The organism is Acinetobacter sp. TSRC1-2, from assembly GCF_049895885.1.
Lineage (GTDB): Bacteria > Pseudomonadota > Gammaproteobacteria > Pseudomonadales > Moraxellaceae > Acinetobacter.
The window spans coordinates 106,177-119,588 of record NZ_JAFCTF010000011.1; the positions used below are offsets into that span (position 1 = coordinate 106,177).

The 13,412-nt window shown below is 40.8% G+C and carries 11 protein-coding genes; 4 read left to right on the forward strand and 7 right to left on the reverse strand.

Translation table 11 applies throughout. From position 1 onward, the window contains the following. Positions 1-92 precede the first annotated feature (92 nt). Positions 93-875 (reverse strand): peroxide stress protein YaaA, encoded by a 783-nt coding sequence (gene yaaA, locus ACP69Y_RS12305; RefSeq protein ID WP_425918653.1) that lies wholly within the window; start codon positions 873-875, stop codon positions 93-95. Positions 876-999: 124 nt separating this feature from the next. Between yaaA and ACP69Y_RS12310 the strand changes: the two genes are divergently transcribed. Together ACP69Y_RS12310 and ACP69Y_RS12315 are read left to right on the forward strand one after the other, a co-directional pair. Beyond that, positions 1,000-1,629, forward strand: coding sequence for an alpha/beta hydrolase (locus ACP69Y_RS12310; RefSeq protein WP_425918654.1), 630 nt, complete (start codon positions 1,000-1,002; stop codon positions 1,627-1,629). 369 nt (positions 1,630-1,998) lie between these two features. Continuing rightward, positions 1,999-2,439 carry a DUF2147 domain-containing protein gene (locus ACP69Y_RS12315; RefSeq protein WP_425918655.1) on the forward strand — a complete coding sequence of 147 codons (441 nt, stop codon included), beginning with the start codon at positions 1,999-2,001 and terminating at the stop codon, positions 2,437-2,439. A 165-nt stretch (positions 2,440-2,604) separates the two neighbouring features. Here ACP69Y_RS12315 and ACP69Y_RS12320 read toward each other — a convergent pair whose 3' ends face one another. The 4 genes from ACP69Y_RS12320 to pheA all read right to left on the reverse strand — a co-directional run bounded on the left by ACP69Y_RS12320 (position 2,605) and on the right by pheA (position 7,636). Next, on the reverse strand, positions 2,605-2,982 hold the full coding sequence (locus ACP69Y_RS12320; RefSeq protein WP_425918656.1) for a hypothetical protein: 378 nt from the start codon (positions 2,980-2,982) through the stop codon (positions 2,605-2,607). Positions 2,983-3,091: 109 nt separating this feature from the next. Further along, positions 3,092-5,338 carry a bifunctional prephenate dehydrogenase/3-phosphoshikimate 1-carboxyvinyltransferase gene (locus ACP69Y_RS12325; RefSeq protein ID WP_425918657.1) on the reverse strand — a complete coding sequence of 749 codons (2,247 nt, stop codon included), beginning with the start codon at positions 5,336-5,338 and terminating at the stop codon, positions 3,092-3,094. Positions 5,339-5,341: 3 nt separating this feature from the next. Beyond that, positions 5,342-6,448 (reverse strand): histidinol-phosphate transaminase, encoded by a 1,107-nt coding sequence (gene hisC, locus ACP69Y_RS12330; protein WP_425918658.1) that lies wholly within the window; start codon positions 6,446-6,448, stop codon positions 5,342-5,344. Between the two features lie 78 nt (positions 6,449-6,526). Continuing rightward, positions 6,527-7,636 carry a prephenate dehydratase gene (gene pheA / locus ACP69Y_RS12335; RefSeq protein WP_425918659.1) on the reverse strand — a complete coding sequence of 370 codons (1,110 nt, stop codon included), beginning with the start codon at positions 7,634-7,636 and terminating at the stop codon, positions 6,527-6,529. A gap of 453 nt (positions 7,637-8,089) precedes the next feature. Between pheA and ACP69Y_RS12340 the strand changes: the two genes are divergently transcribed. Together ACP69Y_RS12340 and ACP69Y_RS12345 are read left to right on the forward strand one after the other, a co-directional pair. After that, positions 8,090-9,811 carry a long-chain-fatty-acid--CoA ligase gene (locus tag ACP69Y_RS12340; RefSeq protein WP_425918661.1) on the forward strand — a complete coding sequence of 574 codons (1,722 nt, stop codon included), beginning with the start codon at positions 8,090-8,092 and terminating at the stop codon, positions 9,809-9,811. Between the two features lie 143 nt (positions 9,812-9,954). Further along, on the forward strand, positions 9,955-10,473 hold the full coding sequence (locus ACP69Y_RS12345; RefSeq protein ID WP_425918662.1) for a type 1 glutamine amidotransferase domain-containing protein: 519 nt from the start codon (positions 9,955-9,957) through the stop codon (positions 10,471-10,473). Between the two features lie 35 nt (positions 10,474-10,508). On the opposite strand, the gene ACP69Y_RS12350 is transcribed toward ACP69Y_RS12345, so the two are convergent. Then, on the reverse strand, positions 10,509-11,651 hold the full coding sequence (locus tag ACP69Y_RS12350; RefSeq protein WP_425918663.1) for an acyl-CoA dehydrogenase family protein: 1,143 nt from the start codon (positions 11,649-11,651) through the stop codon (positions 10,509-10,511). 149 nt (positions 11,652-11,800) lie between these two features. Next, positions 11,801-13,144, reverse strand: a complete 1,344-nt coding sequence (locus ACP69Y_RS12355; RefSeq protein WP_425918664.1) for a dicarboxylate/amino acid:cation symporter — start codon at positions 13,142-13,144, stop codon at positions 11,801-11,803. Between the last annotated feature and the right edge of the window lie 268 nt (positions 13,145-13,412).

The window sequence follows — 13,412 nt, forward strand, 5'->3', positions numbered from 1 at the left end:
TATTTAAATATACATGTTTAATAATTATAAAAGTTATTTATAAACCAAAAAATCCTGATCAATTTCGGGATTTTTATGGCCTACATAAAAAATTAAGCTGCCTGTTGCTCATCGCGCTTAAACACCAATTCACCTTTGAGTGAACTTTCAGCATCAAAATAATAACCTTCGCTATTAAATGATTTTAAGTCTTCCGCCTGATTTAACTGGTTTTCGATAATATATCGCGCCATCAAACCGCGTGCCTTTTTCGCATAAAAGCTAATGACTTTATATTTCCCATTTTTTTGATCTAAAAACACAGGCTTAATAATTTCAGCTTTAACTCTGCGTTCAATAATGGATTTATAATATTCATCAGACGCAATATTCACCAATAATTCCGAATTTGCCTGCTCTAGATCATCATTGATTAAGCGGGTAATACGATCGCCCCAGAATTGATACAAGTTATGACCACGTAGATTGTTCAATTTGGTGCCCATTTCTAAACGATACGGCATCATCAAGTCTAAAGGACGCAATAAACCATAAAGCCCAGACAACATCCGCAAATGATTTTGTGCAAATTCAATATGTCGATCATTCAGATTATAGGCATCTAAACCGGTATACACATCCCCTTTAAAGGCAAATAAAGCCTGACGCGAATTGGAAAAATTTAACTCAGATTGCCAGTCATTGAAGCGCTCAACATTCAGTTTGGCAATTTTTTCGCTCACGCCCATTAAACTGGATAGATCTGCAGCAGTCAGTTTACGACTTACGTCTATAAGTTCTTGTGAATGTTCCAGCAATCTTGGTAAGGTATGCACATCAGTGGGTAATGCAGATTCATAATCTAAAGTCTTGGCAGGAGAAACTAGGGCGAGCATAAACAACCTGATCAAAAAATAATTAAACAAACTATAACAGTAGACTTATTTTATTTCCAATCTGTGTTTTTACTGAACATTATCGGTAAAATACCTCATTCTCCTGTTATTCATCGGTTGTTATATGTCCGAGCAAATTTTCATTCAAGGTCCTGCTGGTCAACTTGAAATTTTTGTTGATTATCCTCAGGGCGAAGTGAAAGGATTCGCGATTGTATGCCATCCGCATCCCTTGCAAGGCGGAACGCCGCAGCATAAAGTGCCGACACTTTTGGCTCAGATGTTTCTTGAGCGCGGTTGTATTGTGTATCGTCCCAGTTTCCGTGGTTCAGGTCAAAGTGAAGGCTTGCATGATGAAGGTTTTGGCGAAACAGAGGATGTTCTAGCAGTCATTAAACAAATTCGCAGCAAGCATATCAGCCTGCCTTTTTATGCCGGTGGCTTTAGTTTTGGGGCACATGTCATGGCGAAAAGCTATCATTCCCTGCCGGATGAAATAAAACCTAAACAATTGATTTTATGTGGGTTGCCGACAGCAACTGTGGCAGGTTTACGTCATTATGTTACTCCAGCCATCAAAGGTGACATTCTGTTTATTCATGGTGAAGCTGATGAAGTTACTTTATTGTCAGATTTGATTGAATGGTCAAAACCACAGCGTCATTTGTTGACGGTTTTGCCGGGTGCAAACCACTTCTTTACCGGATACTTAAAGCAATTGCGTATTGCGATTTCACGCTATCTGGTGTCTTAACAGCATCTTAATAAACAACTCAGCAGTGCCATTGCATGCCAAATCAATTTTGGCATATGCTGATATTTATTTATTGGAAAAGACTCAGAATATTTCTGAGTCTTTTTCTTAGTGTCTAAAAGCAAAATCTTTATACCGAACTTCCTCCCCACTGCATACACACATCACAAATTTCTTAAAAAAGCTATTACTCCCCTTATTTTCAGTAAATTACTTCCTTTATTTCAATAATATAATAAAATGCTAAACAGCTTAATATTTAAGCTTTATTGCAATTCATAACACAATCCATGAATAATATAATCACTGTATGAGTCGGATGCGACTCCTGTTTAGCCGTAAATTTCATTGCTGTTTTAAAGGGATATTATGAAAACTATTTTTGGGATTATTGCGCTTAGCTTGTTCTGTTCTTCAGCTATGGCACAAAATATTGAAGGCATTTGGCGCTATATGGATGATAAAACGGGTGAAGCCAAGGGTTTGGTTAAAATTGAGCAGCAAGCCGATGGCACATACGCAGGTAAAGTACTCAAAGCCACTCCTCGCCAGGGCTATACACCAAAAGAATTTTGTACCAACTGCCCTGCACCGTATACCAACCAGCCTATTATTGGTATGCAAGTCATTAGCAACTTAAAGTCTGTCGACCAAGTTAACTATACAGATGGAAAAATTCTCGATCCTGTGTCAGGGAAAATTTATAGACTCAAAGGAAAACTGAATGCTTCCGGGAAAAAATTATTTCTCCGCGGCTATATGGGGGTTTCTGCCGTTGGACGCAGCCAAACTTGGCTCCGTGTGGAATAAAATGCCAATAAAAATATAATATTAATGATCAATCCTACGAAAAATTATTGATTTTTATATTATTAATTTATTTTATACTGCTTATCTCAAATGAAAAAAATGGCAGATATCACACATGAGCTATATCTGCCACATTTAAGTTTTGAACTGAAATTTCAGGTCAAATCAACTTTTCCATTCAAAGCCACTAAAAGATTCATCTTCTTTTAGAGTGTTTTCAACCGCTTGCGCCAACTGGTTCAATAAACTTTGTTCAGTAATTCGATCTAGCCAATCCTGCTCTTCAGCTGGGTACGAGGTAATTTCACAGACTAAATGCCCTTCTGCATCATGACTTTGACAAGTGACCGATAAAGGCAAAGATTGATTGTCTACACTGACAGCAACCTGATCACCACTTTGTGACAAAGTTTGAAAACCATATTGCCCCAATTCTTTAGACAAAAGATCTGCTACATATTGCTGAGTCACATGACAATCATTGGACTGCTGCGACAGATGATTATGCTTTTCACAGTTTGCAGTAAATTGTAATTTTCTCATCTCTAGATCCAAAGGCATTCTTGTTGTACGGTTTTAGAATAAGCAATAAAAACAAAACAGCCAAGCAAAAGCTTGGCTGTTTTTTAACAAATATACAAAATTAGACTAATTATTCACTGACTTGAATCTCTAATCCGGCTTGATTGGTCAATTCAGTGAAGGTCGGGAAACTGGTGGCTACCGTTTCTGTACCGACAATTTTGATTTCACCTGAAGTACGCAAGCCCGCCATACTAAAACTCATAGCAATACGATGGTCATGATGTGATTCAATTTCACCACCCGTGAAAATTGCAGACCAGTCACCTGATTTACCCTTGCCTTCAATGATAATGCCATCATCGGTTGGTGTGCAGTCAATACCCATGGTTTGCAAACCATCAGCCATCACCTGAATACGGTCTGACTCTTTCACCCGAAGTTCAGCTGCACCCGTCAAAATGGTTTGACCTTCTGCACAAGCAGCTGCAATAAACAATGCCGGGAATTCATCAATCGCCAATGGCACCTGATCTTCCGGCATGTGAATACCTTTTAAAGTACGCGTACCGCGAATACGAATGTCGGCAATTGGCTCACCACCTGCAATACGTTCGTTTTCGACAGTTAAGTCAGCACCCATTTGTTTCAGGATTTCAATTACACCGGTACGCGTCGGGTTAATCCCGACCGCCTCTAAAGTGACATCAGAACCTTCCGTAATGGCTGCGCCGACCATAAAGAACGCCGCAGATGAAATATCGGATGGCACCTGAATATCGGTACCCACCAACTTGCCGCCACCTTGCAATGAAATACGATTGCCTTCCGTTTTTACGTCATAACCGAATGCACGAAGCATACGCTCAGAGTGATCACGGGTCGGTTCTGGCTCTGTCACTGAAGTTTCACCATTTGCCCAAAGACCTGCCAGTAAAATACCTGATTTCACCTGAGCCGATGCCATAGGTAAGTCGTAGTGAATACCTTGAAGGTTTTGGCTGCCAGTGATTGAAACTGGCGGTGTACCGCGTTCACCTGTGGTTTGAATCTGTGCACCCATTTCACGTAACGGTTTGGCAATACGTTCCATTGGACGTTTCGACAGTGATGCATCACCCGTCATCACAGAATCAAATTTCTGTGCACACAACATCCCTGCAAGCAAACGCATAGAAGTACCCGAGTTACCCATGTACAAAGCACTTGCAGGTGCTTTTAAACCATTGATACCTACCCCATGAATGGTCACTTCACCATTTTTAGGTCCTTCAATGCTAACACCCATATCACGGAATGCCTGAAGCGTCGCTAAAGCATCTTCACCTTCCAAGAAACCTGTGACATGCGTGGTGCCTTCAGCAATTGCACCAAACATGATGGAACGGTGTGACACAGATTTGTCACCTGGCACGGTAAATTTACCTTGGAATTTTTTAGCACCCGGCAAAATGGTAAATTGTTGTGTCACTTTATCGTTCTCCATTAAAGGTTTCTTAGAAAGCATGTGATTGAAATGCTGACGTGCCGCTTGGGCATGTTCAAGCAATCCTATCAATGCCTTGGAATCTTCATTTTCAATCAGTTTACGGATTTGAGTCAGTTGTAGCTCAAAGCCATCGACCGCATTTAAAATCGCTTTCTTATTGGCAAAAAAGATGTCATGCCACATCTGTGGATCACTGGCGGCAATGCGCGAAAAATCGCGAAAACCACCCGCAGCATAACGGAAAATATCGAGATTATCTTCCCGGTTGGCCAGTTGCTCCACCAGGTTGAAGGCCATTAAATGCGGAAGATGGCTAGTATGGGCCAGCACTTCATCATGCTTGTCCACATCCATGCAAATCACTTCTGCTTTTGCAGCTTGCCACAGTTGAATCAGTTTATCCACGGCCCAGTCGCCACTGTTTGGAAGCGGTGTCAAAATCACTTTATGGTTGGCAAATAAATCAACTTTACCCGCATGCACACCGGTATGTTCCGCACCTGCAATCGGATGACCCGGTACAAAACCTTCTGGCAGGTTTTCACCATAAACCGCTTTTGCAGCGTCAACTACATTACCTTTGGTACTACCAACATCGGTAATGATGGTTTTCTCTGACAGATACGGCTTGATAATTTCCAGTACTTTTTGCGTTGCGCGAACCGGCAAAGCCAAAACCACCAGATCGGCACCTTGCACGGCATCGACAGGATTGCTATAGCCTTCCTGAATCAAGCCAAGTGCTTTTGCATCATCCAGCGTTTTTTGCGAACGTGTAGAGGCAACAATTTGCTTTGCCAGTTTTTCAGCAATCATCACACGAGCCAGACTTGAGCCAATCAGCCCAAGTCCAATGAATGCAACTTTTTCAAACAGTGGCTGAGACATGGCTTAAGCTTTTTCCTCTACCGCACTGCTGGTCAAATCCAATACTTTAGCAAGTGCTGTCAGGAACTTGGCATTTTCAGCTTCAGTACCAATCGATACACGAAGATGATTTGGAATTCCAACAGGACGCACAATGACACCTTCTTTTAATAATGCATTAAAAGTCTGTGCAGGGTCAGCCTGTACATTGACCAAAATAAAGTTGGCACGTGAAGGCACATAATTTAAACCCAGTGCATCAAAGCCTTGCTCTAATTGCTTCATACCTGCTTTATTGACAATACGTGATTGCTCAATAAAGTCTTCATCTTTGAGTGCCGCAACAGCAGCCACCATTGCCAGATGATTGACGTTAAACGGCTGACGAATACGGTTCAGGTAATCAGTCACTTCTGTCGATGCCAAGGCAAAACCAACACGCAGTGCAGCCAAGCCATAACATTTAGACAAGGTACGGCTGACAATAATATTTGGATATTGTTCTAAGAATTTTAAGCTGTTGAAATTTTCCGGGAAATATTCCACATAAGCTTCATCCAGAACCACAATTACATTTTCCGGAACTTTTTGCATGAAAGCGTCAAATTCAGCTTCTTCAAACCAGGTTCCAGTCGGGTTGTTTGGATTGGCAATAAAGACCAGTTTGGTATTGTTTTTAATCGCCGCTGCCATGGCATCTAAGTCATGGGCAAAGCGTTTTGCAGGTACTTCAATCGCTTCTGCATTAATCGCTTGAGTCACCAAGGCATATACGGCAAAGGCATGTTGGCTATATACCACAGAATCGCTTGAAGAAACGAATGCACGGGCAAACATTTCAAGCAAGTCGTTTGAACCATTACCCAAAGTAATCCGGTCAGCAGTCACGCCAAATTGTGCCTGAATCTGGTCTTTCAAAATAAAACCACCACCGTCCGGATATCGTCCGATTTGTGCCAATTCAGCAGCCACAGCCTGTTTGACTTTATCAGAACAGCCCAATGGATTTTCGTTTGAGGCCAATTTTACGATATCAGTAATCCCTAACTCACGCTCAAGTTCACTAATGGGTTTACCTGGTTGATAAGGCTTTAACTTTGAGATGCCTTCATTGGCAGGGACAAACGACATGTTACTCTTCCAGTTATTTCAAGTGATAAACGTGGTCAACCTCACTTTAAAATTGACCACTGCTTTAATGGATAAGATTTACAACACTGCAATCGGGTAAGAGCCCAAGACTCGAACTTCTTTCACCAAAGGACGAATTTCTTCAATTGCCGCTTTGACGTTTTCTTGTTCCACATGACCCTCAAGATCAATGAAGAATACATAAGCCCATTTTTCTGGCAATGCAGGACGAGTTTCAATACTGGTCAAGCTAATATTGTGTTTGGCAAATGGCGCCAAAATTTCCAGCAAGGCACCGGCACGGTCATGTGCAGAAATCAGTAATGAAGTTTTGTCATTACCACTTGGCGGTACTTTTTCACGCCCAATCACCAAGAAACGCGTGGTATTTTCGGGATTATCTTCAATGTTACCGTGCAAAATTTCCAGGTCATAAATACTTGCAGCGACATCAGAGGCGATTGCTGCTGAATGCCATTCATTACGGATACGGCGTGCCGCTTCGGCATTTGAACTTAAGGCAACACGTTCAACGCCCGGATAGTGTGCATCTAACCAGCCACGGCATTGCGCCAATGTTTGCTGATGTGCATAAATCTGTTTAATGCTGTCTTTACGGGTATTAGATGACACTAAGAATTGGTGATGAATACGCAATTCAACTTCACCAATCACATTCAAATGTGAGGATTTGAAACAGTCCAGAGTATGGTTGACCACACCTTCAGATGAATTTTCAACTGGGACTAAACCATAATGCGCACTACCCGCTTCGACTTCACGGAACACTTCATCAATGGTGGGCAATGGACGGACAATGGCATCTTGCCCAAAATGTTTAAGGACTGCTGAATGAGTAAAGGTTCCAACCGGACCCAGGAATGCAATACTTTGCGGAGCTTCAAGCGCCAAGCAGGCTGACATGATTTCACGGAACAAACGCGCCATGGTGACATCAGACAATGGCCCTTCATTACGCTGCATAACATTGCGCAAAACTTGCGCTTCACGTTCAGGACGGTAAAACATCGGATTCTCTTCAGAAGCAAATTTTGCTTTTGCTACTGATTCTGCCAATTTCGCTCGACGATTGATAAGTTGTTGAATCTGCTGATCTACAGAGTCAATATCCTCACGAATTTGAGCAAGGTCAAGAGAAGTCTTTGTGTTTTGATCGTCGTTGATCATTGTTATGTCGCCCTTCGAAAACATTATGCAAACAGTATAACAATAGTTAGCTTTCAATTGTTACGCAATAAGACTTTGATTGATTCAGCCTTAAAAACATACAGTTGATTTAATCAACAATTTTATTCTTCATCATTTTGAAATGAATTAGTAAAATTGATGACTTTTTGCCAATTTAATAAAAATTAAGCGACAAACGTACATTTTTAAATATAGAACGGTCATGCAGATTTTATGCCATTTAGTTAAATGAATTTATCGGTATTTGCCAATAAGCTCATATTTTAAAGCGCTTAATCAGAATTCTTTTTCTTTGGTTTTTTTCAATTTTAGTTACATTAATTGGCAGATTTGATCATTGCGAAAAAGACCGGTTTACTCGATGTTAAAAGATCAATGTCAGGACTGACATAAAAATCAAAACACAGTTAAAAATAAATTTAAGGATAATCCATGAGTCATTACGCACAGCGCCCTTGGGAAAAACATTTACCCGCATCATTACATGGTTACCACCTTCAGCCTGAACAAGTACGATCTAACCTCGTAGAGTTACTGTCCCATACCACAGCGCAATTTTCTCAATCACCGGCATTTAGTGTGGTATTACCTGTTGGCTTAAGCAAGACGTTAACGTTTCAAGAAATTGATGATTTATCGACGGCATTTGCCAACTATTTACAACATCATCTACATCTTAAAAAAGGCGATGTAGTTGGCCTGCAAATGCCAAATTCTTTGCACTACCCGATTGCGGTGTTTGCATGCTGGAAAGCCGGACTCATTATCACCAACATCAATCCGCTTTATACACCACGTGAGCTTGAGTACCAATTGACAGACAGCGGCGCAAAAGCGCTGATCGTTTCGGAGTTATTTTTAGCGACTTTTGAACGGGTGATTCAAAATAATCCTCAACTTAAATCGCTCGCATTGGTCACAGCAAGTTTAAGTGAATTTTTTGATGAGCCTTATAAAGGAATGATTGCACAAAAAATGCAGGCAGATGCCGAAACTCAAAATCGTTCACTACAACCTTCCATTAACTATTGCACATTTTCGGATGCTTTGGAGATAGGCAAAACCTTAGCCCCCTATACTCCAATTCAACATGATATTGCTTTGTATCAATATACCGGTGGTACCACTGGACGCAGCAAAGGCGCGGTGATCAGTCATCAAAATGTAGCTTCATTGGTAAAAATCACTGGTGATTATTTACGTGCGCATCAATCTGGATTTAATAATCAGGACTGCATTTTAACGGCTATTCCGCTGTACCATATTTTTGCCTTTAGCGTAAATTTTCTGATGTTCTTTGAAGGTGGATCTCATAACTTACTGATTCCATCGCCACGCCCTGTCAGTAATTTAAAACCCGCTTTTGAGAACTTTAATGTCACTTGGCTAACAGGTGTAGATACTTTATATGCAGGTCTTTTGGCAGAGGACTGGTTTGTACAAAATCCACCAAAACTCACCTGTGCTATTTCAGGCGGAACAGCACTGCGTCCTGCTACTGCTGAAAACTGGAAGGCCAAAGTCGGCACGATTATTGAAGGTTTTGGCATGACTGAAACCAGTTGTGCAGCGTTACTGCATCCCCCGATCAGTGAAATTCGCCAAGGCTCTGTCGGTTTCCCACTCCCTGGCTCAGACATTAAAATTGTGAATAGCGAAGGTCAGGAAGTTCCCTTGGGTGAAGCCGGTGAGCTTTGTGTGAAAGGGCCACAAATTGTCTTGGGTTATTTAAACCGCCCAACTGAAACCGCTGAAACGTTTGTAGATGGATGGTTACATACTGGCGATATCGCAAAAGTCGATGAGGATGGTTTTTGTTACATTTTAGACCGCAAAAAAGATATGGTGATTGTTTCGGGTTTTAATGTTTATCCTAATGAAATTGAAGCCATTCTTGCAGAGCACCCTGATGTCATTGAGGCTGCAGTAATTGGTATACCGGATGAACAAACAGGTGAATCAGTTAAAGCCTTTGTTGCGTTAAGCAATCCTCATCTTTCTATTGACGACATTTTAAAACACTGCAAAGAAAACCTTACTGCCTATAAAGTCCCAAAATTCATTGAGATACTAAGCGAATTACCCAAGTCAACCGTCGGAAAAATTCTGCGTGCTGAACTTCGACAAACAGAGCAACAAAAAAATATCGCTTAGATTCGAGTCATTACACCCTTAAATCCGGCCCTGAAGCCCTATCTTCGGGGCTTTTCCTTTTGCAATAGCCCTTTACCAAACTGCATCACAAAAGTTTAGGGTTTGATCTATAGTCTTTTAATAAAGCAATTCGGAGAATAATAATGTCAAAAAGAATCGCCGTTTTAGTGACTCATGATTTCGAAGATATCGAATACTCAGAACCTGTACAGGCCTTTCGCGCAGCTCGTCATAGCATTTTGAATATTGAAAATAGAGCAGGCAATATTGTCTACGGTAATAAGCGTAAATCTGCAGTGACCATCGACCAAAGTATAGATGATGTTTCAGTACATGATTTTGACGCTTTACTTATTCCCGGTGGTCATTCACCTGACCGACTGTGTGGTGATGCTCGTTTTGTCAATTTTATACGTAACTTTGCCAATGCAAAAAAGCCCATTATGAGTATTTGTCATAATCCACAGCTATTGATCACGGCAAAGATAGTCAAAGGGAGATTAATGACTACGCTTAAAACTTTCGCCACTGATCTGATCAATGCGGGTGCGGTATATTACGACGTGGAAGTGGTGAATGATAATAATCTGTATATCTCTTCACGTTCACCTGACGACTTACCCGCCTTTATCGAAGAAAGCCTGATGGTATTAAGTCAATAAAAAAAGAGCCACTAGACTCTTTTTTATTGTATGAATTAACGCCCCAATATGCTGCGTGCAACAATCTCTTTCATAATTTCATTGGTACCACCATATATTCGTTGAATACGGGCATCGACAAAAAAACGTGAAATTGGATATTCAGTCATATAACCATACCCGCCAAACAGTTGTAATAAGTTATCGGCAATTTTCATTTGCATATCCGTTGCAAAACTCTTTAATGCAGCAGCAGTTTCTACATCGAGTTTACCTTGCATATAGAGTTCAACATTTTGGTTATAAAACGCTGCAGTTGCCAATTCATCAATTTTCGCCTGTGCAAGTACAAAACGCGTATTTTGGAATTGACTAATTGGCTGACCAAACGCTTGACGCTCTTTTACATAAGCGACAGTGACATCAATTGAACCTCGAATCGCACCAATGGCTGTTGAAGCAATCGCAGTACGTTCGCGCGGTAATTCCTGCATTAAATAGGCGAAACCTTGACCTGGCTGACCCAGTAATTGATCTTTTGGTACTTTAATATTATCAAAGAACAATTCGGAGGTATCCTGCGAATGCAAACCAATTTTGTTCAGGTTGCTGCCCTTTTTAAAGCCTTCCAGATGTGTATCGAGTAGCAATAAAGACACACCTTTTGCACGTGCTTGAGGGTCAGTTTTTGCTGCCAATACCACTAAGTCTGCATGTTGACCATTTGAAATAAAGGTTTTAGAACCATTTAAAAGGTAGTGATCACCCTGCAAAATGGCATTACTACGCATGGCTTGCAAGTCTGAACCCGCTCCCGGTTCAGTCATGCCAATGGCACCGACCACTTCACCAGAAACCATTTTCGGCAACCAGTATTGCTTTTGCTCTTCACTACCAATATGCAAAATATACGGTGCTGCAATTTCAGAATGGCATGAAATACCGGTAGATAATGCGCTAAATCCTGCGCGCGCAGATTCTTCAACCAGCATCAGTGAATAATGTGTCGGAACACCATAACCACCATATTCTTCAGGTACATCCACACACAAGAAACCATTTTCGCCCAAGGCATTCCAGATTGAACGCGGCATAATGCCTTCTTGCTCCCATTGTTCATAATGAGGTGCAACATGTTCATTCATAAAACGTTTAAAGTTATCGCGAAACAGTTCTAAATCAGCATCATAAGCCAACATATAGCGTCCTTGTATCTGGTTGTTGTATTTATTCCTTCTCCATCCTATTCATTTTATGGAGATCTGTCATGTTTTATAGACCTCATATTTCATGACTTTTGGGTCAATAAAAAAGGAAGCCGAAGCTTCCTTTTTAAGGTCAAAGAGAATTAAGCGTGCGGCTTAGCTTCTTCTTCCATAAGGCTATCAATTTCACTCGGATTTGCTAATGCATAATCAAGCTTGTCTTTATCTAGCTGACCTACCCATTTTGCAACCACCAAAGTTGCCAATGAGTTACCGACCAAGTTGGTCAAGGCACGGGCTTCTGACATGAAACGGTCAATACCCAGAATCAATGCCAGACCTGCAACCGGAATGTGTCCTACCGCAGACAAGGTCGCAGCCATCACAATAAAGCCAGAACCGGTTACACCCGCAGCACCTTTAGAAGAAATCAATAACACTACAAGTAATGTAATTTGATGTTCAACATCTAATGGTGTATTGGTTGCTTGTGCAATAAAGATTGCTGCCATGGTCAAATAAATAGAAGTACCATCCAGATTAAATGAATAACCTGTTGGAATGACCAGACCCACCACTGACTTTTCCGCACCCGCAAGTTCAAGCTTCTTCAACATACGTGGCAGTACGGATTCTGAAGATGATGTACCTAGTACAATCAAAAGCTCTTCACGAATCAGGCGAATCATTTTCATGATGCTAAAGCCAGAGATACGCGCAATCGTTCCTAAAACCAGGAAAATAAACAGCAGACAGGTAATGTAGAAACAGATAATTAACTGTGCCAACTGCGCCAGTGAACCAATACCGTATTTACCAATGGTAAATGCCATTGCACCAAACGCGCCGATTGGCGCTAACTTCATAATCATGTTTACGATATTGAAGAATACATGGGCAATTTGGTCGACCAGTTTCAATACTGGTTTACCGGCATCACCGAGTTTATGCAGCGCAAAACCGAACAGAATCGCAAATAACAATACTTGTAGGATTTCACCTTCAGCAAATGCACCTACCACCGTATTCGGGATGATATTCATCAGGAAATCGAGGGTCGATTGCGATTGACCTGATTCCACATATTTAGAAATACCTGAGGTATCTAAAGATGCAGGATCAATGTTCATGCCTACACCCGGTTTGGCAACGTTAATTACCAGTAAACCGATGAGTAAGGCGATGGTTGATACAATTTCAAAGTAAAGTAAAGCAACGCCACCAGTTTTACCCACTGACTTCATGCTTTCCATACCAGCAATACCGCTCACCACTGTACAGAAAATTACTGGGGCGATGATCATTTTAATCAAACGAATAAAAGCATCACCTAAAGGTTTAAGCTGTTCACCTAAGCCTGGAACATATTGTTCTGCACCATTAATTATTTGCGTTCCACTTGGTGAAAAATGACCAACAAGAATACCCGCAATAATGGCAATAATCACTTGAAAATACAATGATTTATAAATTGGTTTTTTAGCCATAATATTACTTCTTTACATATTTCCAAGACTAGAAATATTCAGTTTTTTGTCTATTCTTACGAATACACAGCCCTTAAACCCTTTATTTAGACAACAAAAGGAAATAAAAAGTATTGAGTTACACCCACATACCTTTATACAAAACAAATCGTTTTATAAAGTGAGACATTCAGCATGATATAATGCAAAGCCTGTGAAAAAGCTAAAATCATTAGATATGAGAGAATGATAAGTGAAACAAAAACAAGTTAAACTTTAGGTTAAATTT

Coding starts and splice junctions, on each gene's coding strand:
- ACP69Y_RS12355 (WP_425918664.1), bottom strand. CDS start 13,144: ATGGCTAAAAAACCAATTTATAAATCATTGTATTTTCAAGTGATTATT.
- ACP69Y_RS12350 (WP_425918663.1), bottom strand. CDS start 11,651: ATGTTGGCTTATGATGCTGATTTAGAACTGTTTCGCGATAACTTTAAA.
- pheA (WP_425918659.1), bottom strand. CDS start 7,636: ATGATCAACGACGATCAAAACACAAAGACTTCTCTTGACCTTGCTCAA.
- ACP69Y_RS12320 (WP_425918656.1), bottom strand. CDS start 2,982: ATGAGAAAATTACAATTTACTGCAAACTGTGAAAAGCATAATCATCTG.
- yaaA (WP_425918653.1), bottom strand. CDS start 875: ATGCTCGCCCTAGTTTCTCCTGCCAAGACTTTAGATTATGAATCTGCA.
- ACP69Y_RS12315 (WP_425918655.1), top strand. CDS start 1,999: ATGAAAACTATTTTTGGGATTATTGCGCTTAGCTTGTTCTGTTCTTCA.
- ACP69Y_RS12325 (WP_425918657.1), bottom strand. CDS start 5,338: ATGTCTCAGCCACTGTTTGAAAAAGTTGCATTCATTGGACTTGGGCTG.
- ACP69Y_RS12345 (WP_425918662.1), top strand. CDS start 9,955: ATGTCAAAAAGAATCGCCGTTTTAGTGACTCATGATTTCGAAGATATC.
- hisC (WP_425918658.1), bottom strand. CDS start 6,448: ATGTCGTTTGTCCCTGCCAATGAAGGCATCTCAAAGTTAAAGCCTTAT.
- ACP69Y_RS12340 (WP_425918661.1), top strand. CDS start 8,090: ATGAGTCATTACGCACAGCGCCCTTGGGAAAAACATTTACCCGCATCA.
- ACP69Y_RS12310 (WP_425918654.1), top strand. CDS start 1,000: ATGTCCGAGCAAATTTTCATTCAAGGTCCTGCTGGTCAACTTGAAATT.